At 62.9% G+C, this 19,352-nt stretch carries 20 protein-coding genes; 5 read left to right on the top strand and 15 right to left on the bottom strand.

Going from position 1 to position 19,352, the window contains the following annotated elements; genetic code table 11:
- Positions 1 to 125: 125 nt before the first annotated feature.
- Together ACXAJT_RS09030 and ACXAJT_RS09035 are read right to left on the bottom strand one after the other, a co-directional pair.
- Positions 126 to 2,780: an ATP-binding protein gene (locus tag ACXAJT_RS09030; protein ID WP_475234629.1), complete on the bottom strand. Its 2,655-nt coding sequence runs from the start codon at positions 2,778 to 2,780 to the stop codon at positions 126 to 128.
- A 26-nt stretch (positions 2,781 to 2,806) separates the two neighbouring features.
- Positions 2,807 to 3,316: a putative pterin-binding protein gene (locus ACXAJT_RS09035; RefSeq protein WP_475234631.1), complete on the bottom strand. Its 510-nt coding sequence runs from the start codon at positions 3,314 to 3,316 to the stop codon at positions 2,807 to 2,809.
- 353 nt (positions 3,317 to 3,669) lie between these two features.
- Between ACXAJT_RS09035 and ACXAJT_RS09040 the strand changes: the two genes are divergently transcribed.
- From ACXAJT_RS09040 to ACXAJT_RS09060, 5 genes are all read left to right on the top strand, one after another.
- Positions 3,670 to 4,332 carry a LuxR C-terminal-related transcriptional regulator gene (locus ACXAJT_RS09040; protein ID WP_475234632.1) on the top strand — a complete coding sequence of 221 codons (663 nt, stop codon included), beginning with the start codon at positions 3,670 to 3,672 and terminating at the stop codon, positions 4,330 to 4,332.
- A gap of 232 nt (positions 4,333 to 4,564) precedes the next feature.
- Positions 4,565 to 5,860, top strand: coding sequence for an extracellular solute-binding protein (locus tag ACXAJT_RS09045; protein WP_475234634.1), 1,296 nt, complete (start codon positions 4,565 to 4,567; stop codon positions 5,858 to 5,860).
- A gap of 98 nt (positions 5,861 to 5,958) precedes the next feature.
- A complete protein-coding gene (locus ACXAJT_RS09050; protein WP_475234636.1) occupies positions 5,959 to 6,930 on the top strand; it encodes an ABC transporter permease subunit in 972 nt (323 codons plus the stop codon).
- Between the two features lie 4 nt (positions 6,931 to 6,934).
- A complete protein-coding gene (gene ugpE, locus ACXAJT_RS09055) occupies positions 6,935 to 7,777 on the top strand; it encodes a sn-glycerol-3-phosphate ABC transporter permease UgpE (protein WP_475234637.1) in 843 nt (280 codons plus the stop codon).
- Complete coding sequence (locus ACXAJT_RS09060) at positions 7,777 to 8,850, top strand: sn-glycerol-3-phosphate import ATP-binding protein UgpC (RefSeq protein ID WP_475234639.1); 1,074 nt, start codon at positions 7,777 to 7,779, stop codon at positions 8,848 to 8,850. The genes ugpE and ACXAJT_RS09060 overlap by 1 nt, the downstream gene beginning before the upstream one ends.
- A 273-nt stretch (positions 8,851 to 9,123) precedes the next feature.
- On the opposite strand, the gene ACXAJT_RS09065 is transcribed toward ACXAJT_RS09060, so the two are convergent.
- The 13 genes from ACXAJT_RS09065 to ACXAJT_RS09125 form a co-directional block, all read right to left on the bottom strand.
- Positions 9,124 to 9,864 (bottom strand): HNH endonuclease, encoded by a 741-nt coding sequence (locus ACXAJT_RS09065; RefSeq protein WP_475234640.1) that lies wholly within the window; start codon positions 9,862 to 9,864, stop codon positions 9,124 to 9,126.
- Between the two features lie 338 nt (positions 9,865 to 10,202).
- Positions 10,203 to 10,610 (bottom strand): hypothetical protein, encoded by a 408-nt coding sequence (locus ACXAJT_RS09070; protein WP_475234641.1) that lies wholly within the window; start codon positions 10,608 to 10,610, stop codon positions 10,203 to 10,205.
- Complete coding sequence (locus ACXAJT_RS09075) at positions 10,611 to 10,826, bottom strand: hypothetical protein (RefSeq protein WP_475234642.1); 216 nt, start codon at positions 10,824 to 10,826, stop codon at positions 10,611 to 10,613.
- A 248-nt stretch (positions 10,827 to 11,074) separates the two neighbouring features.
- Positions 11,075 to 11,458, bottom strand: coding sequence for a hypothetical protein (locus tag ACXAJT_RS09080; RefSeq protein WP_475234643.1), 384 nt, complete (start codon positions 11,456 to 11,458; stop codon positions 11,075 to 11,077).
- Positions 11,459 to 12,159: 701 nt separating this feature from the next.
- A complete protein-coding gene (locus ACXAJT_RS09085; protein WP_475234644.1) occupies positions 12,160 to 12,525 on the bottom strand; it encodes a hypothetical protein in 366 nt (121 codons plus the stop codon).
- 357 nt (positions 12,526 to 12,882) lie between these two features.
- Positions 12,883 to 15,369, bottom strand: a complete 2,487-nt coding sequence (locus tag ACXAJT_RS09090) for a phage tail tape measure protein (RefSeq protein WP_475234645.1) — start codon at positions 15,367 to 15,369, stop codon at positions 12,883 to 12,885.
- 11 nt (positions 15,370 to 15,380) lie between these two features.
- The gene (locus tag ACXAJT_RS09095) at positions 15,381 to 16,991 is read right to left on the bottom strand and encodes a terminase large subunit (RefSeq protein WP_475234647.1); all 1,611 of its coding nucleotides are present in this window, start codon (positions 16,989 to 16,991) and stop codon (positions 15,381 to 15,383) included.
- A gap of 3 nt (positions 16,992 to 16,994) precedes the next feature.
- Positions 16,995 to 17,384: a phage terminase small subunit P27 family gene (locus tag ACXAJT_RS09100; RefSeq protein WP_475234648.1), complete on the bottom strand. Its 390-nt coding sequence runs from the start codon at positions 17,382 to 17,384 to the stop codon at positions 16,995 to 16,997.
- Entirely contained in the window at positions 17,381 to 17,695 is a 315-nt protein-coding gene (locus tag ACXAJT_RS09105; protein WP_475234649.1) for a phage head closure protein, read from the bottom strand. Before ACXAJT_RS09105 ends, ACXAJT_RS09100 begins: the two co-directional genes overlap by 4 nt.
- 2 nt (positions 17,696 to 17,697) lie before the next feature.
- Positions 17,698 to 18,120: a DUF3168 domain-containing protein gene (locus ACXAJT_RS09110; protein ID WP_475234650.1), complete on the bottom strand. Its 423-nt coding sequence runs from the start codon at positions 18,118 to 18,120 to the stop codon at positions 17,698 to 17,700.
- The gene (locus tag ACXAJT_RS09115; protein WP_475234651.1) at positions 18,113 to 18,592 is read right to left on the bottom strand and encodes an HK97-gp10 family putative phage morphogenesis protein; all 480 of its coding nucleotides are present in this window, start codon (positions 18,590 to 18,592) and stop codon (positions 18,113 to 18,115) included. The genes ACXAJT_RS09110 and ACXAJT_RS09115 overlap by 8 nt, the downstream gene beginning before the upstream one ends.
- 1 nt (position 18,593) lies before the next feature.
- Positions 18,594 to 18,878, bottom strand: coding sequence for a head-tail connector protein (locus ACXAJT_RS09120; RefSeq protein WP_475234652.1), 285 nt, complete (start codon positions 18,876 to 18,878; stop codon positions 18,594 to 18,596).
- Between the two features lie 180 nt (positions 18,879 to 19,058).
- Entirely contained in the window at positions 19,059 to 19,352 is a 294-nt protein-coding gene (locus ACXAJT_RS09125; RefSeq protein WP_475234653.1) for a nucleotidyltransferase domain-containing protein, read from the bottom strand.

Genomic DNA, 19,352 nt, shown 5'->3' on the forward strand with positions numbered 1-19,352 from the left:
GCCAAGACGCCGAAACAGCGGCTCCGGTGAGTCGGATTATTGAGCTTAAGCGATTGAGGCGAAAAAGAAATGCGGCGGCCCAATGGCCGCCGCATTTGCTGTGCTGTGCGGTCGTCGCGGCGGTGTCAGGCGGCTTCCAGCCGCGCCTCCAGCGCCGCCCGGCTGTCGCGCCAGAGCGTGCGCAGCGCGGCCAATTCCTCGGGCGTGGGCTGCTCTCCCATCTTCACCTGCGTCTCGACACGGCCAAGCGCGCGGCGCAGCGCCTCGACGCCGAAGGGGCCGCAGGACCCGGCGCATTGGTGCGCGACCGGCGCAAGATCGGGATCGTCGGGTGCGGTTTCGGCCAGCGCTTCGATGGTCTGGTCCATTTCGGCGAAGAAACGATCCAGCAGCTTGCCCGCAGCGGCACGGGGAATCTCGGTCAGGAAGGCATTGAGCCGCGCCTCGTCGAGCAGGTCGGTCGCTGGCTGCGCCGCCGGAGCGGCGGGCTTTGGTGCGATCTCGGAGTTTGCGGGAGCTTCTTGCTGCAGTTTGGCTGGAGCCGGTGCAGAAATGTCGGGATCGCAGGGCACGTCGGTTTCATTGTCGCTGCCCGTCACCTCGGCGAGCGTGCGCATCAGCAAAGGCCTGTCGATCGGCTTTGTCAGGCAGGCGGTCATGCCGACCTTGTGGAAGCGCGCGCGTTCCTCGGGCAACGCGTGAGCGGTGAGGGCAATGATCGGCACCTCGGCAGAGGCGCCGCCGGAACTGCGGATGTGGCTGGTGGCAGTGGTGCCGTCCATCACCGGCATCGAAATGTCCATCAAGATCACATCGAACCGGCGCAGCGCGGCGCAATCCACACCGGTCTGGCCGTTTTCTGCGATGCTGACCGTGTGCCCCTCGGTTTCGAGCATTTCGCGCACGATGAAGCGGTTGATCTCGTTGTCCTCGACCAGCAGCACGTCAAGCGGGCGCTGCGGCTTGTCGGGGCAGGTGCTGGGCTCTTCGGGGTCGGCATCGTATTCGGGCGCCGGTTCGAGCGGCACGCGGATCCAGAACAGGCTGCCCTCGCCGGGTTCGCTCTCGGCGCCGATCTCGCCGCCCATCAGGCGCATGAAGCGCCGGGCGATCCCAAGGCCAAGGCCGGTGCCGCCGGATTCACGCGCATAGGAGGAATCCAGCGTCTCGAAGTCCTGAAAGATACGCGCGAGGTCCTTCTCGGCGATGCCGATACCGTTGTCGATCACCCGGAACTCCACTTCGGAGCGGGCCGCATCGAGGTATTCGACCTCGATCTCGACAGAGCCGTCGCGGGTGAATTTCAACGCGTTGCCGACAAGGTTCAGCAGCACCTGCCGCAGTCGCCGCGCATCGCCGATGGCGCCATCGCCTTCGGGGCCGCACCAGCGCCAGTGCAATTCGTTGCCATAGGTCTGCGCCAGAGGCTGCGCGGTTTCGACCAGCCCGCTGAGCAGACGGTTTATCGAGAAGGGCGCCTCGTCGGCCTTCATCTTGCCAGCCTCGAACTTCGCGAGGTCAAGCACGTCGTTGACCAGTTCCAGCAGCAGCCGGCCCGAGCTTTGCATGCGGTCGAGCAGATCGGTCTGCCGGGCCGACAGGCTGTGGTCGCGCATTAATTGCATCGCGCCAAGAAGACCGTTCAGCGGGGTGCGCATCTCGTGGCTCATCACCGCGAGGAATTCCGACTTCGTGCGTTCGCCGGCCAGTGCACGGTCGCGTGCGTCGGTCAGCTGTTCCTCGGCTTCCTTCCAGTTCGAGATGTCGCGAATGTAGAAGACATAAAGCGCGTTTTCCGCATCGGCACGGTCCGCCGAGATCTCGGCAGGGAATAGCGTCGCGTTGCGGTTCTGCAGGGTGATCTCGAAATGCTGCTCTTCGGGGCGCGGGCGGCGGTGCTCTTCGAGGAAGCTCAGGGCGCCAAGCTGGTGCTTGGCAAGGTTTTCGAGCGGCACCATCAGTTCGACGGCAAGACGCCCGACGGCCTCCGCGCGGGTGTAGCCGAACAGCATCTCGGCGGCGGTGTTGAACTCGCGGATCACGCCCACCTCATCGGTCACGACGATGGCGTTGGGCGAGGTCTGCACGATGGTCTTCATCCGTGTGCTGGCGAACTGCAGCGCGTCGGCGCGCTTTTGCGCGAGCCGGAACAGCCGGAACATGGCGTAGGCCAGCAGCGTCAGCCCGACGAACAACGCCAGCAGCACCGCCGCGATGTAGATCATCAGTTCGGTAATACCCTCGCGGCGCGCATCCGACACTTCGGCAAAGGCCGAGAGCGCGGCGAGCGAGAAGGCACGGACGTCGGCGGAAACGCTTTCAGACTGCGCAAGGACCTCGGGCACCTCGGCCATCAGCGCCTCGTCCGGGCCGTCGATCAGCGGCACGGTGTTTTCGAGGAAATCCAGCACCCGCATCCGCGGCGCCGAAGACTGAAGCGACTCGCGGAGCGAGTGGAACACCCGCCCGCTGCTCATGGTGACCATGCGACTATAGAAGATGTCGAACCGGCGCCGCACGTCCTGAAGCGCCTCGGGGTCGTCCTGCGCCTCTTTCAGCGCGAGGCGAAACTGCAGGAACTCGACATCCGCTTGCGCGAGGCTCCACTGCAGGTTGTCGGAGTTGGCGACCGAGAAATCGTCGATCTCTCGCAGGACAAGCCACCCAAGCCAGACCACGAGCCCGACGCAGAGCACGAGGGCGGATACCGCGCCGCCGGTCTGGACAAGCGTTGCACGACTTTGGGTTGAAGTGTCATCGGACAAGGTCAACTTAATCATGCCTCCAAGGGCATGAACCGCGCGCCCTAGTCAAGCACGATGATGCGGTCCAACTGCCAGATTGCGCGCGAGTAGATCTGCTCGGTCTGATATTCGGGGTTCTGGTCGAACGGGTAGACGATCCAAAGCGGGCCCTTCTGACGCACCGGCATCGTCTCGCCGTTGTTGAGGAAAGCAATCATCGGGCCATCGTCGACCCAGTCCTCGCGCGGGATCTCGACCGCGTAATCGTTGATTGCCGTGGCCTTCATCACGTCGCCCTCGGCACCGACCAGTTCCATCAGGTCACTGAGTTGCACACCGGTGAACGTCTGATCGCCGTCGGTCCAGATCGTCTTCGTGGTGAAGGTGCGGGTGTCGAGGCCTTCGAGCATCTCGAAATCGAAGGTCGCGGTCTCATCAACGTTGGTATTGGTGATCGCACCGCTGACAACCAGCAGTGGCTCGCCCTCGGGCATGGGCAGATCTTCCGCGACCACGGGCGTGGCGAGGACGGCAAAAGCTATCACGGCGCGCAGAGGCGAGAGAAGAGACATGGGGCGACTCCTTGGTGCGTCGTCGAATACTGTCATACGCGGCGCCGAAGCGGTATCGGGGCAATGGTAGGGTTCGCTATCCGTCCGGGTAGGGCGTCTAGAAAGCGCCCATAGCCCGCTTTTTCATCGGGCGCAGCCCATGCCGTAGCGGCGGCTCGAATCTTGCTGGCCGACATTGGCCACTCGATACAGAGTGTTAGCGGAAATTAGCCCAAAACACGTCAAGGTAGAACATGGCACGGAGGCCACACGCCGCGTTTTGTCCTTAATTTAACCGTAATCCGGCGACAGATTTGCTATTTGTTTAGAGAATGATGACCGGCGATTCGTCGGAGTATTTCGGGAGACGGGACATGATGGCTCAGCAGGCGGCCCAGACGTTAACCAGACCGGCCAATGTGCTGCGGGTATTGATCGCCGACGACCATGACCTGCTGCGCGACACGCTGCAGATCTTTCTGGAGGGCGAGGGCACCTTCGAGACGGTCTGCGTTGCCAGCTATTCCGAGGCCGAGGCGCTGGTGAAGGCCGGCGAGCAGTTCGACCTTGTTCTGCTCGATTATTCGATGCCGGGCATGAACGCCCTCGACGGGTTCCATAAGATGAGCGCGCTGGACGGGGCGCACCGCGTGGCGATCATCTCGGGCACCGCCAGCCGCGACGTCGCCGAAAAGGTTCTTGAATCCGGCGCCGCCGGGTTCCTGCCCAAGACACTGTCGGCCAAGTCGCTGGTCAACGCCGTGCGCTTCATGGCGATGGGTGAGCAATATGCGCCGCTTGATTTCATGCGTCAGGAAGAGGCCGCGCAGAGCCACCCGATGGCCGACCGCCTGTCACCGCGCGAGCTGGAAGTGCTCGAAGGGCTGACGCAGGGTAAATCCAACAAGGAGATTGCCCGCGATCTCGACATCCGCGAGCCGACGGTGAAGCTGCACGTGAAAACGCTGTATCGCAAGATCGGCGCCTCGAACCGGACGCAGGCCGCCATGCTGGCCAAGGAAGCAGGGCTGTTCTGACGCCCCACCCGACCTTCTGAGCAAGTTCGACGCGCCGGCATTGTCCGGCGCGTTTGCTTTTCTGCGGCAGGCTGCAGGCACCCTGACGTGGGCCGGTGTGGTCGGCAGCCCGCCGCCTGCGTCATCGAAACGTCATGCAGGGTAAATCAAAACGTCATGCAGCGTAATGCGAAGTGTCACAGACGCGGCTTAGGGGCTGCGGTCAGACAACGCCTGACCAATGAGGGACACAATGATCAAGCTTGCAGCAGGGACGACCGTCTTCGCACTCACCGCCTCCACCGCGCTCGCGGCCACCGACATCAGCTGGTGGCACGGCATGGGCGGCCGCAACGGTGAAGTGATCAACGAGATTTCGCAGCAGTTCAATGACGCGCAGGACACCTGCAACCTGACGCCGATCTCGCGCGGCACCTACGAAGAGGCGCTGTCGTCGGGCATCGCCGCCTTCCGTTCGGGCGAGCAGCCGAACATCCTGCAGGTGTTCGACGCTGGGGCCGCCACCATCATCGCCGCCAAAGGCGCGACGATCCCCGCCGAAGACCTGATCACCGGCGCGGGCGAAGAGTTCAACCGTGACGACTTCATCGCCGGCGTGCGCAATTTCTATGCCGACAGCGACGGCAAGTTCATCGGCATGCCGTTCAACTCTTCGGCGCCGATCCTCTATTACAACACCGCCGCATTCGAAGAAGCCGGTGTCGAGCCGCCGAAAACCTGGGAAGAGTTTGAAGAGGTCGCCCCGGCCCTGCGCGACGCCGGCTACCTGCCGATGACCGCCTCGCAGCTGACCTGGATGATGGTCGAGAACTTCAAGTCGCGGAACAACCAGCAGTTCGCCACCAACAACAACGGCTACGACGGCACCGACGGCACCGAGATCATCGTCAACGACGAGAACCAGGTGATGATGTTCGAGAAGCTGAAGGCATGGGCCGACGACGGTCTCTTCGGCTTCTACGGCGCGGGCTGGGCTGACAATCTCAAGCCCTTCGAAGAGGGTGAGGCCGCCATGTGGATCGGCTCGTCGGGCAGCTTCGGCGGCCTGCAGCAATCGGCCGACTTCGACTTCGACGCCGTCTACATGCCCTATTGGGACAGCATCGAGGGCGCCGGCACCCAGAGCTTCATCGGCGGAGCCGCGCTGTTCGCCATGGCCGGCAAATCCGAAGAGCAGAACAACTGCACCGCGCAGTTCTTCACCTTCCTGACCTCGCCCGAGACGCAGGTCTACTGGCACAAGAACACCGGCTACGTGCCGATCACCGAGGCCGCCTACGAGATGGCTAAGGGCGAAGGCTATTACGACGAGCAGCCGGTGGCCGAAGTCGGCATTCAGCAGCTGATGCTGGAGGGCGGCGAGTGGTCCAAAGGCTACCGTCTGGGCTTCTACCCGCAGATCCGCACAGTGATGGAGCGCGAGTTCAACAACATCTTCTCGGGTGAGACCGACGTGAAAGCCGCGTTCGACACCATCCAAGAAGAGGGCAACGCGCTGCTCGAGCGCTTCGCCAAGACCGCCAACTAAGACCGGCCCTGCCGCGTTCAGGGGCCCCGGGCGGATGTCCGGGGCCCCGCTGCCGTTGACGCGCCATGCAGGCGCACAGCCCGATCAGGACACAGCCCGTGACCGATACTCCCATGACCTTGCCAAGGGCCGAGCGCACCGCCCTGGACCGCTTGCGCGCGTGGTGGAGCGGCGACGCCGCCACCCCCGTCAAGCGCGTGCAGTTCGACCGCCCGTTGACCCCGTGGCTCTTTCTTCTGCCGCAGCTCGCTGTGGTGGTGATCTTCTTTTACTGGCCCTCGGTGCAGGCCGTGACCTCCTCGTTCTACATCGAGGACCCGTTCGGCTTTGGCGCGACCTTCGTCGGGATGGAAAACTACACCGATGCGCTGAGCAGTTCGGGCTACCTCTCGACCGCCGCCTTCACCGCCTTCTTCTGCGTCGTGGTGACCGCGCTGGCGCTCGGCATCGGGCTGCTGCTGGCGGTCAAGGCCGACAAGGTGATCCGCGGCGCCGAAACCTACAAGACACTGCTGATCTCGGTCTACGCCATCGCGCCGCCGGTGGCCGGGCTGATCGGCATGATGTTCTTCGACATGCACATGGGACCGCTGAAGGACCTCGCCGCATTCTTCGGCTACGACCTGCGCGTCGGCATCAACTACTGGGACACCGCCACAGCGCTCATCGTGATCGCCGTGTGGAAGCAGATTCCCTACAACTTCATCTTCTTTCTGTCTGGGCTGCAGTCGGTGCCCGTCTCGGTGCGCGAGGCGGCGCTGATCGACGCGCAATCCGGCTGGCGCCGGTTCAAGGACATCACCCTGCCGCTGCTCGCCCCGACCGCCTTTTTTCTGCTGGTGATCAACATCACCTACACGATGTTCGACACCTTCCCGATCATCGACGTCATCGTGAAGGACAAGCCCGCCAACAACCCGATGACGCTGGTCTACAAGGTCTATCTCGACGGGTTCAAAGGCAATGACATCGGCGGCAGTTCGGCGCAGTCGGTGATCTTGATGATCGTCGTGGCGCTGCTGACGGTGCTGCAGTTCCGCTTCCTCGAACGCCGCGTGCATTACGGGTGACGCCATGCAGAAAATCAAACCCCTCGACCACCTGATCCTGATCCTCGGCGCGCTGTTCCTGTGTACGCCGGTGGTGATGGCGCTGATGTCCTCGACCCATGCGGCGATCGACATCCATTCCAACGGTCTCTACCTCCCCCCCGGCACCCACGGCGCCGAGACCTACGGCAAGGTGCTGACCCACCGCGGCGGCTTTACCGGCGATGTCACCGGCCTGTTGATGCTGGGCAATTCGATGATCATGGGCCTTGGCTTTGCGATCGGGAAGATCGTGTTGTCGATGATGGCCGCCTACGCGCTGGTCTACTTCCGCTTCCGCTTTGCCACGCTGATGTTCTGGGCGATCTTCGCAACGCTGCTGCTGCCGCTGGAGGTGCGCATCGTGCCGTCCTATCAGGTGATGTCCGAGCTGCACCTGCTGAACACCTACACCGGCCTGATCGTGCCGCTGCTGGCCTCGGCCACGGGCACCTTCTTTTTCCGGCAGTTCTTCCGCTCGGTGCCCGACGAGTTGCTGGAAGCGGCGCGGATCGACGGCGCCGGCCCGGTGAAGTTCTTCATCGACGTGTTGGTGCCGCTGAGCAAGACCATGATGGCGGCGATCTTCATCATCATGTTCATCTACGGCTGGAACCAGTACCTCTGGCCGCTGCTGATGACCACGGACGAGAGCTTCTACACGCTCATGCGCGGCATCAAGTCGATCCTGCAGGTCTGGGTCGGCAGCCAGATCCCCGATTACAACGAAGCCTTTGCCCTCGCTGTGCTGGCAATGGTGCCCCCGGTTGCCGTGGTGGTCATCTTCCAGCGCATGTTCATCAAGGGCCTGACGGAAAGTGACAAATAATGGCTGAGCTTACCCTCAAGTCGGTCGGAAAGACCTATGGCGGCAGCGCGCAACCCGCGGTCGCCGACGTGAACATCGACATCAAGGACGGCGAGTTCATCGTGCTGGTCGGCCCGTCGGGCTGCGGCAAGTCCACGCTGCTGCGCATGGTGGCCGGGCTGGAGACGGTGACGCAGGGCGACGTGCACATCGGCGGTCGCCGGGTGAACGAGTTGGACCCGGCCGCGCGCGACATTGCGATGGTGTTTCAGAACTACGCGCTCTACCCGCATATGTCGGTGCGCGACAACATGGCCTATGGGCTGAAGAACCGCGGCGAGAGCAAGACGGTGATCGAGCAGCGCGTCGCTGAAGCCGCGCGAATGCTCGAGCTTGGCCCGTACCTCGACCGCAAGCCGCGTGCGCTTTCAGGCGGCCAGCGCCAGCGGGTCGCCATGGGACGCGCCATTGTACGCCAGCCCGCCGCGTTCCTTTTTGACGAGCCGCTGTCGAACCTCGACGCCAAGCTGCGGGTGTCGATGCGCATGGAAATCCGCAAGCTGCAAAAGCGGCTGGGGACCACGTCGCTCTACGTCACGCACGATCAGCTCGAAGCGATGACGCTGGCCGACCGGCTGGTGGTGCTGAACGGCGGGCGGGTCGAACAGATCGGCGCGCCGCTCGAGGTTTACCGCAAGCCCGCGTCCACCTTTGTCGCGTCCTTTATCGGCGCACCGGCGATGAGCTTGGTCGATGCGCAGATCGCCGGCGGGCAGTTGATGTTCGAAGGGCATAGGCTTGCCGCACTGGGCAATGCCGCCGGAGCGGTCACGCTGGGGCTGCGGGCCGAAGACATCCGCTTTGCCTCCGCGGGTGTGCCGATGCGCGTTGATTACGTTGAAGAACTTGGCGCACAGCGCATCGTTCATGGCAGGGTCGGAGAGCAGGCACTTGCGGTGACCGATACGCATGACGCGCCGCTGGCCGATGTGATGCATCTTGCGATCGATCCGCACAAGCTGCACCTGTTCGATGCGCAGAGCGGCCGCCGGATGGACAAGCGGCTACAGGCCGCGACCGAACCAGCGCAGTAAACAGCACAGGAGTCCGCGCAGTGATCCGCGTGTCAGCACTGGGCCTGCCGGTGCCCTGTGCCGCGGATCATGACGCGGTTGCCGTTCGCATCGATGGGCTGGGCCGAGGCCCGGCCCCGCGCGTTCAGGCGCTACGGGGAATGTGCGGGATAAGGTGAGAGGCTGGACTTCTCCTTCTCTCACCAGCGCCCTTTAATTGCAATGGCTTACGGGGCGCTCGCTGCGCGTTTTGTAGCAGATCTTGGAGGGCGGCTTGTAGCAATTTGGCCACGTCTAGCCGAGAAGAGCGGCCCGTGCTTCTTCAATCGACCACCATGGTCGGCCCGCGTGGATCATGCGATGGCAGTTGGCGCAGACAAGCGCGAGGTCTTTGACGCTGGTCTTCGCGCCTTCGCCGAGAGAGGAGACCGGAACGGTGTGATGGCACTCAATGAAGCCTCGCCCGCGTTCACCATACCTCTCGAAGAAGTCGAAGCCGCAGACTTCACAGCAGAGCTTCCCGGTGTCACGCAGGACGGCGCTCTTCTTCCGCTTCACTAGGTCTCGATTTCGCTCGCGCCGCCGGTGAACGCGAACAAGGAGGCGGCCCTCCGAAGCCTCAAAGTCGTCCTCCTCGTCTACCGAGGGACTGGCCTCCGCGCTCGATGTGTTGGCTAGGATTGCTTGCACCACCTTGCGGAGCTGCTCGCGCGCATTCTCGAACTCGCGCCAGACCGCGACTTCCAGCTTGTTGCCGCGATTTAGACCGACGCGTCCGCGCGCTTGGTAGTCGGGATCATGAGCGCGAAAATTCAGTAGCTTCATCGAGACGCCATTGGCGTTGCGGAGCGTGTCGCTACCAGTGATCCCGAGGGATTTTGCGACCTGGCCAATTTGGAGTGTGAGGTCTTGAACGCTGGCTTTGCCGGGGTCGTGCGACTCTTCGGGGTGGCGGAAGTAGTAGTCCAGAGCGACGAGCAGTTCGTCGCGCGTCCATGCTGGGTTGCGCTTCTTAGCGGCTTCCTCGGTCGCCATCTCGTTTAGTCTCCCACCATATCGACGAGCGGTCCGCCCCGGGCCACTCTACATCTGGGGACAGCTCGCACAAGTTTGTGTCTGGGTGGTCAACGAGTTCGAAAGCTTGACTGATGTCGCAAGCTCGCACGAAGCCGCACGGACCAGACGGGGCCGAAGCATCGGTGGCGATGAAGAATACAAATATTCTCATCCGGCCAATGTGTGAGCCCGAAGGTTAAGTTGGATTTAACAGGCTTTGGCTTGGATAGGTGGGCACGAATAGTGCCCACCAGTATAGCTATCAGGACCCTGGCATTCACATACTGGCGGTGCCGACCCGTGCCGGGTGTTCGAGATCATGCGATCTGCAAGAGCTCCTGCAGGAGCTCATGCCAGTTGGTTCCGCCGGTGCTGGTGCGTTCTGTATTCCGGCGATCGGCCTCCTCTTCGACCTCTTTGAAGAAGCGTATCACCCTCTCGACGTGAGCCAGACGCTTGCGCGCTGCCCGTTCGTCTAACTTGAGCCCTTCTTCGGCGCACACTGCGATGAGTTCGAACTCCCGGGCATAGAAATGCGCCAGCACTGCGTTCCGATCCAGCGACTTCATACGTGCCAGGACGCTTGTCCGAGGCAGATACAAAGCCTTAGTCGCGTCAAAGCGCGCCTTTGAACTCCTAGCGCGCTCGGCCTCCATTTCCCGCCTGATCCGGGATTTCAGGTAGCTCTCGCCGGCCATATAGTTTGGCTTCGGATCCATATACATCTACAGGACCTCCGCTTCAAAAGGCAGGTTCCTGAAGAAAATCAACCGGCGTTCTTCGGGAGCGTAGCCAAGAACGTGTGTCTCGATGGCGTCGAGAACCTCAGCTCCCGCTTTGCCTTCTTCTACCAAGGTGTTGATGGTAGAGATCACGAACTGGCGAGGAGCGAGCAGGTCTCCTGCACCCTGATGAGGGCGGGGTTCTTTAGTTTCAGTCATTTACTAACCTCTAGCGTTGTATCTGTGCGTCGAGACGGGTTGCTTTCCGCGTCTACCGATCTCGACGCCCGCCTTCCGTTTTCTTGGATGGCTTCACTTAGATACTCCGGGCCTTGTGTCGCGTGCCCCCGGCAAAGTGGCGGCTTTTTTTGCCGGTAAGTGTCTGTATGATAATATAAAAGTTCGTGAACTTTGCAGATTTGCAGAAATTCTCGAGGTTTTCGGACCGGGAATGCCTCGTTTACTGCTCACGACTCGCAGTCTTTGCGACAGCCCTCCGGCATGATGCCTGCGGTCGCCATCACCTCTTTGATTGCGCTAACTGGGTCCACCGGGTGCAGCGCGGCTTCAGCGAGATCATGGGCGAGCTTTTCCCAAATCGGGTCGGGGTAGTATGTGTCCTTAATCGTAATGCACGTTGTTGCCAGGGTGTTCAGAGACGTCGCAGCCTCAGGCAGGGGCGCACCTTCTTCGTTCCGAGAGGTTTCGGGCCGGAGCAGGTGGTGAAGCTCGCGCTGAGCCTCGTCGCGCCGCAACGCTGTCTCAACGAAGTCGCTGGGCGGCTTCGCATAGTCGGACAGAGCCGTCTTCTTGATCCTAAAGAGGCGCATGTGGTCGGTATCGGTCGTCATCGTTCTGCCTTTCGCACTCGCCGTCCTTGGCGGTTCACTGCGCACTCGCTGCGCTCGCTTGCGGGCGCTTCGCGCCCTGTCATGTCTTTACGTTGCAGAAAGTGATCGTCTGATGGGGTGCACAGAAAGTTTGAGATGATCACCTGCGGGAATAGGTCTTTCCCCCCGAGGGCATCGCAACAGAGTCGTCGCGGTGTCCTCGGGGGAATCTCTGCGTGCAACAGGTGGTGAAGGGCTCATGCACTAGGTGGCTTCCATTGACCTAGCAGCGCCCCGACTCCGATCTTTCGATCAAGCGGTTGCAGTCTTTCGACTGCGCATCACGCCCGGCTTACCTCCAACCGCAGCGTGATCGGTTGTTGTGGCCCGGAGCCGAAACTCCCCGCACAGAGCAACCGTCTTTCTTGTGCCATTTCGACCGAGGTCCGGCGGCGACCATCTGGGGCGTCCGATGATCTCCATCGGGGAGCGGAACCAGACCAAGGGCTTTCGCCGATCCTTCCTGCACCTTCCAGCTAGGTGTCTCGCTGCCCGGTCATGTTCCCGGTGCTGGCGTTGATTGTGGGGCTGGTATGTGCGTCGGTGAGCGTCTTTCCGCTAGGGTGTCGGCTCAAACCTGACTGCTTGGTGCTTTGGGCTGCCAAATATCGGCTTCGCAAGTCATGACCTGCGAAGCCGGGAGAAGCAAGCAATATCAGAGGTCAGACGCGGAACTGACCTGCGGTGCCGTCAGAGAGCTTGAAGGAGTAGGAGACGTCGCCCGGCCGGAGGTTGGCGCGGTTGTAGTGCGCGAAGGCGATCATCACGGTGCCGGTGCGCCCGTCGCTGCACTGGACCGGGAAGGTGGTGCTGGTCTTGCCGTCGTAGAACATCTGGTAGAGGTCCACGGTGCCCTTGCAGGACCAGCCGTCGAGCGAGGTGAAGGTGACGTCCTCACGGTGGCCGACATAGACCTTGCGGTCACCGGTGATGGGGGTGCCGTCTTGCGTGAGCCCCGCACCGGAGTGCGGGGTGCTGCAGGCAGCCAGGGACAACGTCAGGACAAGAGTAAAGGCGCTACTTTTCAAAGCGGTAGTCTCCAAGTTGAACCTGGATTCTTTATCCGCATAGGCTAGGTAAGGAAGCTTGAAAAACAGGTCGTCGCGCGGAGATACAGCCGACTGTTGCTGGATTACCCGTCCTACTACAGCTGGTATAAACACCGGACCCGAGGAGGGCTCATCCCGATCCTTCGTTCCAGTAGTATATGCACTTAGTATAGAAGAGTTTAGTATATACTATTATTAGGAACGAAGGATCGGGATGAGCCTTCCCCGGTCCGAAAAGAAGACTCGCGGAGAGGGCACTTACAGCGCGATCTCTTCCTGCCTATTCCCAACCCTTCCCCGGTCCGACTAAGGCGCTCAGCGGCCCTCCTATTGAGCCTAGCGGGCTATCAAGCCACCGGGGCGCATCTGGCGCACCATCTCACCCTGCACCAGTGCCCGGAACATGGCTTCGGACTCATGCGCGACCTGCCGGGCGAGGTCCGCGTTCTGCTCGGGCGTTCCGCCGCTGGCGTTGACTGTGATCGGGCTATTGATGCTGACCGACGGCGCGGGTGTCTTTTCCAAGGCCGCGAGGCCCTGCACACGCGGCGCGTTCGAGCTGCCGACAAGGCCGCCGCTCGCGTAACCGCGCAGCGCAGCGCTATGCAGCGCGTCCAGGTTGCCCACGCCAAGCCGGGCCGTCGCGGCCTTGCTGAGCACATACTCCCCCCGATGCACGATACCGGCGGGCTCATACTTGCCGCCGTGCCCGGTGTAGCCACCGGACGCGAAGCCGAGAAGACCGCCAACCGCCGAGGAGACGCCGCCCAGAGGCCCCTCAAAGAAGCCCATCAGCGCCTTCTGCATCTGTGCCTTGGCGATCTGCATCAGAAGGTCAACAAGCGCTTCCTCGGCGCTCTTACTGCCGTCCAGCACCGACATAAACACGTCGCTCAGGGCTTCGGCCCCGCGCTTCCCGCGTTCCTCTACCGTCTTCATGTCAGCAGCGGCCTTCTTGGCGGCGTTCCCGGCTGCGAGGTGTGCTTGCGCAAGCCGGTCAATTTCTGCGGTGAGGGCGGGGGTGACCGCGCGCCCGTCGCGCTGGGCTGCGATCAGAAGCTCGGCGCGGGTGCGAGCATACTCGACAGCATCGCCGTAGTCCCGGCCCGCAGAGGCAGAGACAAGCAGGCTCGCCGCTTCAGCATCGAGCGCAGCCTTCTCGCGCTGAAGGTCGGCAACGGCGCGCTCAAACTCGGATTGCGTCCGCTGCCCAGCGCTGGTGCTCGTCCGGTTAGTTGCTGACCGGGCCGCATCGCCCGCGATAGACGCCTTGGCGAGGTCGGTGACTTGGGCTTCGGTCAGTGTTGCCCCGGCCTCGGCAGCGCGCTTGCGGACAGCCTGACGCTCACGCTCAAGGCGCAGGGCTTCCGAGGTGGCGGCGTTGCGGGCCTGCTCAGAGGCTGTGAAGCGCTCGTTGGCGGCGCGCATGGCCTCCCAGTTGCCCATGCTCGCGGCTTCGATCTCGTGGCGCTCGCGGAGGGCTTGGACATCGGCATCGCCACTGCCGGGCAGGGCTGCGCGGGTTTCATTGGCTTTCTTACGCAGGCTTTCGAGCGCGTCCCAAAGCCCGCCGAGCCGTTCGATCACGCGACCGAAGCGGGCGTCGTCAATATCGCCGAGGGAGGCGAACGCTTCGCGCGCTTTGGTGATCAGCTCACCCATCTGGCCTTCGAAGTCCGAGGCGCTGATGTTGCCCGCGTCCATCTCGCCAGTGAGGCGCTGCATACCTTGCGCGGCCTGAAACAGCGCCTCGGATGCGTCGTTCTCGCCCATCCGGCGCAGTTCGCCGGAGAAACGTTGAAGGAGCGGAGCGAGCAAGTCGGCCTCCGCACCGAACTGCTCATACATGATCAGCAGGTTGGCGATCTCGGTCGCGTTGGCCGTGGCCGCGTCGCTATTCGCTTCGAGGGTCGCCGCAACTTCGGGGCCAAGGAGCTGCGGTGCCTGGGCGGGATTGCGGAAGAGCGACGAGGCGGCGAGCTTGTCGGTCTCAAGACGGATGTTGAGGATCTGGCGCACAAAGTCGGCAGCGCCGAGCGCTGCGAACTTCCAGCCCTTGTTGATGGCCGAGGTCAGCGCGGTATAGCGCCGGTCGAGTTCGTCGGCCTTCGCAATCTGCTTTTCGGTCAGCACCGACGCGCTGCCCATCATCGCGCGGATTTCTTTCTCGCCCCGGCCCAGCATCTCGACGAAGCGCTCCCCACCCGTTCCGCCGAACACCTCGTCGGCAACCCTGATCTGTGCGGCCTTGTTGAACTGGCCGAGCCTGCCAATGATTTCCAGCATCAGGTCGGAGGGGTTCTTCAGCCGCTTCGCGAGATCGTCGGCGGTGAAGCCAAGGCGAGTGAAGGCTTCAGCGCCGGGGCCTTGGCCGGTGACGATCCATTCATCCGCACGCAGCGACAGCTCTTTGAAGCCGTCCGTCAGGGCGTCAAGGCTGATCCGGTTCTGATCCGCTACGTATTGCCAGCGTTGGAAGTCTTCGGCAGCTACGCCAGCACGGCGGGCTTCGTTACCGAGTTCCGCGATGGCGCGCACGCCCTCGCGAACCTGCCCGGCGACAATGCCGAGGCCCGCTGCCCCAGCGAGACCGGCAGCACCGATCCCGAGGCCAGGCAGTTGGATGTTGGCGAGGCTCTGCGTGATCTTGGTGCCGAGTCCGTCATACTGCTTGGCAACGCGCTCGGCGTTCTGCTTCGCGCGCCGTTCCATGTCTTTCGCGAAGCGGGTTTGCGTTTGGCTGGCGCGCTTCAGCGCCTTTTCGAGGCGGTCGATCCGGGCTTCTACAGGAACGATCAGGCCGGGGAGGGTAACGTCGGTCATCGGGGAACTCGTCAAAAAGTAAACAGAGACATGTCGGGGTCGTTGTAGGCGCTGAGGTTCGACTGCCCGAGGCTGAGCCGGTAGACAGCCATTGCAGCCGCGACAGCACCGTCGATGCGGTCGGTCTTCGCGCCCTTGTGCATTTTCACCAGCCCGGTGTCGGTGCGCACCGCGACGACAGAGGCGAGGTGATGGCGAAGGATCGGGTGCCCATCGTGGCGCACCAGCTTGCCGTTCACGATCCGTTCAAGATCGGCACCGGCTGCGCCCATGGTGAGCGGCGCTTGCCGGACCGCCACGGCGGGCAACCCGTCATCATAGAGGCGTTGCATCATGCGAGTTGCAAGGTGCGGGTCGAAGGCAACCTCGCGCACGTCAAAGCGGGCGCAGAGGTCGCGGATTTCGTCTTCGACCATTTCCTCATCAATGATGGGACCGGGACAGATGCGGATCAGCCCTTCATCGCGCCAGCGCAGATAGGGCACGCGGTCGCGGTCGGCGCGAGCCTTCAGCTCTTCGCCGGGCACGAAGAAGGTCGGGCGCAGGGTGACTTGCCCGTCCGGGTGCTGGAAGGCCGCCACAATGGCTGTCAGGTCGCCAGAGCGCGACAGGTCCACGCCGAGCCAGCACGGGAGCTGTTCGAGGTCTTCGTCGTCGTCATGGAGCTGACGCGCGTCATAGGTGCCGAAGTCAAAGAGCGGGTCGCGCGAGTTTCCGAGCCAGCGATTCAAGTTGAACTGCTCGAAGGCATAGCGCTCGGTCGGGCTGTCCTTCGCCTTCCGCGCGAGGCTGCGCAGCCCTTCGAGATCGGGGAAGCCATGCGCGAGGCCGGGGTTCACGCGGTGCCAGACGGCTTCGTCGTTCCAGTCATCGCCGGGCGCGGGCTCGAAGAGGATTGGCAGAAACTCGGGGTTGTCGATCTGTTTAAGCGCGACGCCGCGCGCATAGGCATAAGTCTCGGCAGCGAGTCCTTCGTTCCCGCGTCCGGCAGTCGTGGCGATGACCGTTAGACCGCCGGAGCGTTTCGCCATGCCGGATTGCAGCGCCTCCCAGAGGTCGCGCCCCTTCCAGACGTGAATCTCGTCGGCAAGAAGGAAGGTCGGCGTGGTGCCGTGCTGCGCCCGCCCATCCGAGGAAACCGCCTTGAGCGTCGAGCCGTCGAGGATGCTCTTGATCGTCTTGGGGGCGTTGTGCGCGTCATAGATGCGGGTCACGGCCTCAAGGCGCTTGTCCTGCCGGACGATCTCAGCGGCCTCGCGGAAGCCGATGCCTGCCTGTTCACGGTCTGAAGCCGCGAAGATGATCTGGCCGGCGGGAAGTTTCTCGGGGCCGAGCAGGTGGAGAAGCGCGAGGGCTGCGGCGAGCGAGGTCTTCCGGTTGCCGCGCGGGATCATCAGGAACACCGTCTTCACGATCCGCGAGCCATCAGCGTTGCGCGGCCCATAGATGCGCCGAACGATGCGCTCCTGCCAGGGGGCGAGCTGGAAGGCCCGCTTGGTCGCGGTGCTTGCCGGGTGCCGGAGACGGCGCAGGAATTGGACGGCGCGTTCGCCGTGTCCAAGGGGGTCAGCGATTGCCGAGTTGTCGAAGACCCATGCCGGGTAGGTGCTTTTCTTGGTCATGTGTCAAACTGCCAGCGGATCGTCTTCGTCTTCCTCGGGCGCGTTCGACCCGATGCGGGCGCGGGAGGTCGGCGTGAGGCCGTATTCGGCTGCGAGCTGCCGGGCCGTCTGCATGTAGCGGATTTGCAGGCCGCCGAGTTTCAGGTCGGGCAGGCCACCGCTCGCGGCCATAGCTTCAGCGATCTGGCGCGCAGCACCGGCGGCGACGCAGTAGGCTTCTACGCCTGCGAGATCGCCTTGGGTGATGATCCGGCGTGCGATGAGCTGAGGCATGATGCGCTTCCACTCGGCCTTGGCGTGCTGGCCCAAGTATTTCGGCGCAGTCGGAGCTTTGGTCAGCGCCTCACCGTCCGGCGTCAGGCTCGGCTTGATGCCGCGAAGGTGCATACTCATGCCGCCACCGCGCGCAGCTCGAGGCCGCGCCTGCGTCCGATCTCGGCGAGCGCGACGATGTTCCAGACCTTGCCCGCGTGAACGATCCGGTCTGCGACTGTGACGCCGGGCAGCCAGCGCAGAATGAAGACCGCGTTGTTCTCGGTGCCCTCGCCGTAGGTGGTCAGAAACTCGGAGATGCCCGCCTGGCGCAGCTCGGCGCGTCCGGTCGCGTATGTGGTCCACTCGGTCGAAACCGAGCCGGTCGGATGCACCGTCTCGGTCGCGTGCTGTAGCTCGATGCGGTGCTGAAGACTTCCGGCCTTGATCATTGTCAGACCCTCCACCGGACGACGGCTTCGAGCGCCATCGCGCCGTGGGTGAGCGCCAGCTCGGGCTTCGGATCGCGCAGCCAAACGACGCTGGGCCGGTGCCATTCGTCCACCGATAGCTCGGGAGTGTCGGCGGGGCCGAACTCAAGCGCACGATAGACCGCCGCACCGATTTGGCTCGCGGTGTCTTGCCCGTCCTCTTGAGCCCAGATGTGGAGAGTCAAGAGAATGCGGGCGAGGCGTTGAGAGCCAGAGGCTGCGCCAAGGAACTCGCAGCGTTGCCCGCCGAACAGCACCGAGGGCAAGCGATCAGGGCGCACCGGGGCGGCCCGGATGTGCGCGGCGGGCATGAGGGCCAGAAGTTCGGTCGAGCCGATCAGCGTCTCGCGGACCGCGTTCTGGAAGGCGAGCACGGGGTCAAGCATCGCTGCGCTCCTTGGCTGCTTTGCGCACGGCGCGGTTGATGGCACGACCGATGCGGCGCTTTATGCGGTCCTGCGTCAGGCGGGTTGCGGGCAGAAGGAACGGCTGTGCCTCGGTGCCGGGGTGCTGCGTGCCTTCGAAGAGCCCCTTGTTCTCGTGTGGCTCGGTGCCGAACTCGACGAGGTGCCCGTGCCGTTGCGCCGGGTTGCCCACGGTCACGAGGGCTTGGTTCTCGCCAGCGGTGCGCTTGCCGCCACCTTCGGCATAAGCCGGGGTCATTTGGCCGGGGCCAGTGACGACAATGGACGCCTTTAGGTCGCCCTCGTCCTCCGGCGCGAGGGCGCGGGCCGTCTGAGCAAGGTCTTCAGCGCTTTGCAGGAGTGCGGGGCGCACCTCAGCGAGGATTGCAGAGGGGATGGCTTCGAGCCGTTTGGCGAGGCGCGCAGCCTGCGCGGTCAGGTCAGTCTTGGGCATTTCAAACCACCCAAGTCCGGTGCGGCTGCAAGAGGTCGTGCGCGCCGTAGGGCACCGCGTATGGGTTGCCGCCGACAAGCGCAGCCTCGCGCACCTCATACCAATACGAGGCGAGCATCAGCACGGCTTGCTTGATCGCGGCGGGGCAGGGGGTCGGGATGGGCGCGCCAGTGAAGCCCGCTGCGTAGGCTTCGGCGGCGTCGATCTTGGTCGACAGAAGTGCGTCGTCCAGATCGTGATCAAGGTTAAGCTGGGCCTTCAGCTCTTCAACAGACACGGCACTCACTACGGGAACTCACACAAAGAGGTATAATAATACCTCAATACCATAGCGAGAACGTAAGCGGAACATCAAAAAGTTATTTAGCGCGTGTCTTGCACGGACCTCCCCCCGCCGGTCTGACGAGTATGAACGAAGTCCCAGGCCGTCCCCCTTTCGTGCAAGGGGCAAGTTGAAGCTATTTCGTCAAATAGGGTAGGCCTTGACTGAGGCGATGAAAGACAAATCTTTCTCTTCCTTCGCGGTCATAATTGTCAGATGTATTGGGTTGTGCCGTAGAATATCCGAGAGTATCTGGCGAACCCTGTAAGCCTCGTTGGGGTGTTCCGTGATTAGCAGTATGTCGATATCGTTCGGGTGGAGGTTTCCTCGGCTTAAAGAGCCAAACAAAAACCATGCGCAAGTAATCTCAGCGTCGCGACACAGGGATTTTAAATTCTCTAAACCGATGGCGTTGAGGACTTCAGTTGGCGCGTTCAT

It is taken from the genome of Salipiger sp. ABF4_146 (assembly GCF_056161345.1).

Coding starts and splice junctions, on each gene's coding strand:
- ACXAJT_RS09030 (WP_475234629.1), bottom strand. CDS start 2,780: ATGATTAAGTTGACCTTGTCCGATGACACTTCAACCCAAAGTCGTGCA.
- ACXAJT_RS09035 (WP_475234631.1), bottom strand. CDS start 3,316: ATGTCTCTTCTCTCGCCTCTGCGCGCCGTGATAGCTTTTGCCGTCCTC.
- ACXAJT_RS09040 (WP_475234632.1), top strand. CDS start 3,670: ATGATGGCTCAGCAGGCGGCCCAGACGTTAACCAGACCGGCCAATGTG.
- ACXAJT_RS09045 (WP_475234634.1), top strand. CDS start 4,565: ATGATCAAGCTTGCAGCAGGGACGACCGTCTTCGCACTCACCGCCTCC.
- ugpE (WP_475234637.1), top strand. CDS start 6,935: ATGCAGAAAATCAAACCCCTCGACCACCTGATCCTGATCCTCGGCGCG.
- ACXAJT_RS09060 (WP_475234639.1), top strand. CDS start 7,777: ATGGCTGAGCTTACCCTCAAGTCGGTCGGAAAGACCTATGGCGGCAGC.
- ACXAJT_RS09065 (WP_475234640.1), bottom strand. CDS start 9,864: ATGGCGACCGAGGAAGCCGCTAAGAAGCGCAACCCAGCATGGACGCGC.
- ACXAJT_RS09070 (WP_475234641.1), bottom strand. CDS start 10,610: ATGTATATGGATCCGAAGCCAAACTATATGGCCGGCGAGAGCTACCTG.
- ACXAJT_RS09075 (WP_475234642.1), bottom strand. CDS start 10,826: ATGACTGAAACTAAAGAACCCCGCCCTCATCAGGGTGCAGGAGACCTG.
- ACXAJT_RS09080 (WP_475234643.1), bottom strand. CDS start 11,458: ATGACGACCGATACCGACCACATGCGCCTCTTTAGGATCAAGAAGACG.
- ACXAJT_RS09090 (WP_475234645.1), bottom strand. CDS start 15,369: ATGACCGACGTTACCCTCCCCGGCCTGATCGTTCCTGTAGAAGCCCGG.
- ACXAJT_RS09095 (WP_475234647.1), bottom strand. CDS start 16,991: ATGACCAAGAAAAGCACCTACCCGGCATGGGTCTTCGACAACTCGGCA.
- ACXAJT_RS09100 (WP_475234648.1), bottom strand. CDS start 17,384: ATGAGTATGCACCTTCGCGGCATCAAGCCGAGCCTGACGCCGGACGGT.
- ACXAJT_RS09105 (WP_475234649.1), bottom strand. CDS start 17,695: ATGATCAAGGCCGGAAGTCTTCAGCACCGCATCGAGCTACAGCACGCG.
- ACXAJT_RS09110 (WP_475234650.1), bottom strand. CDS start 18,120: ATGCTTGACCCCGTGCTCGCCTTCCAGAACGCGGTCCGCGAGACGCTG.
- ACXAJT_RS09115 (WP_475234651.1), bottom strand. CDS start 18,592: ATGCCCAAGACTGACCTGACCGCGCAGGCTGCGCGCCTCGCCAAACGG.
- ACXAJT_RS09125 (WP_475234653.1), bottom strand. CDS start 19,352: ATGAACGCGCCAACTGAAGTCCTCAACGCCATCGGTTTAGAGAATTTA.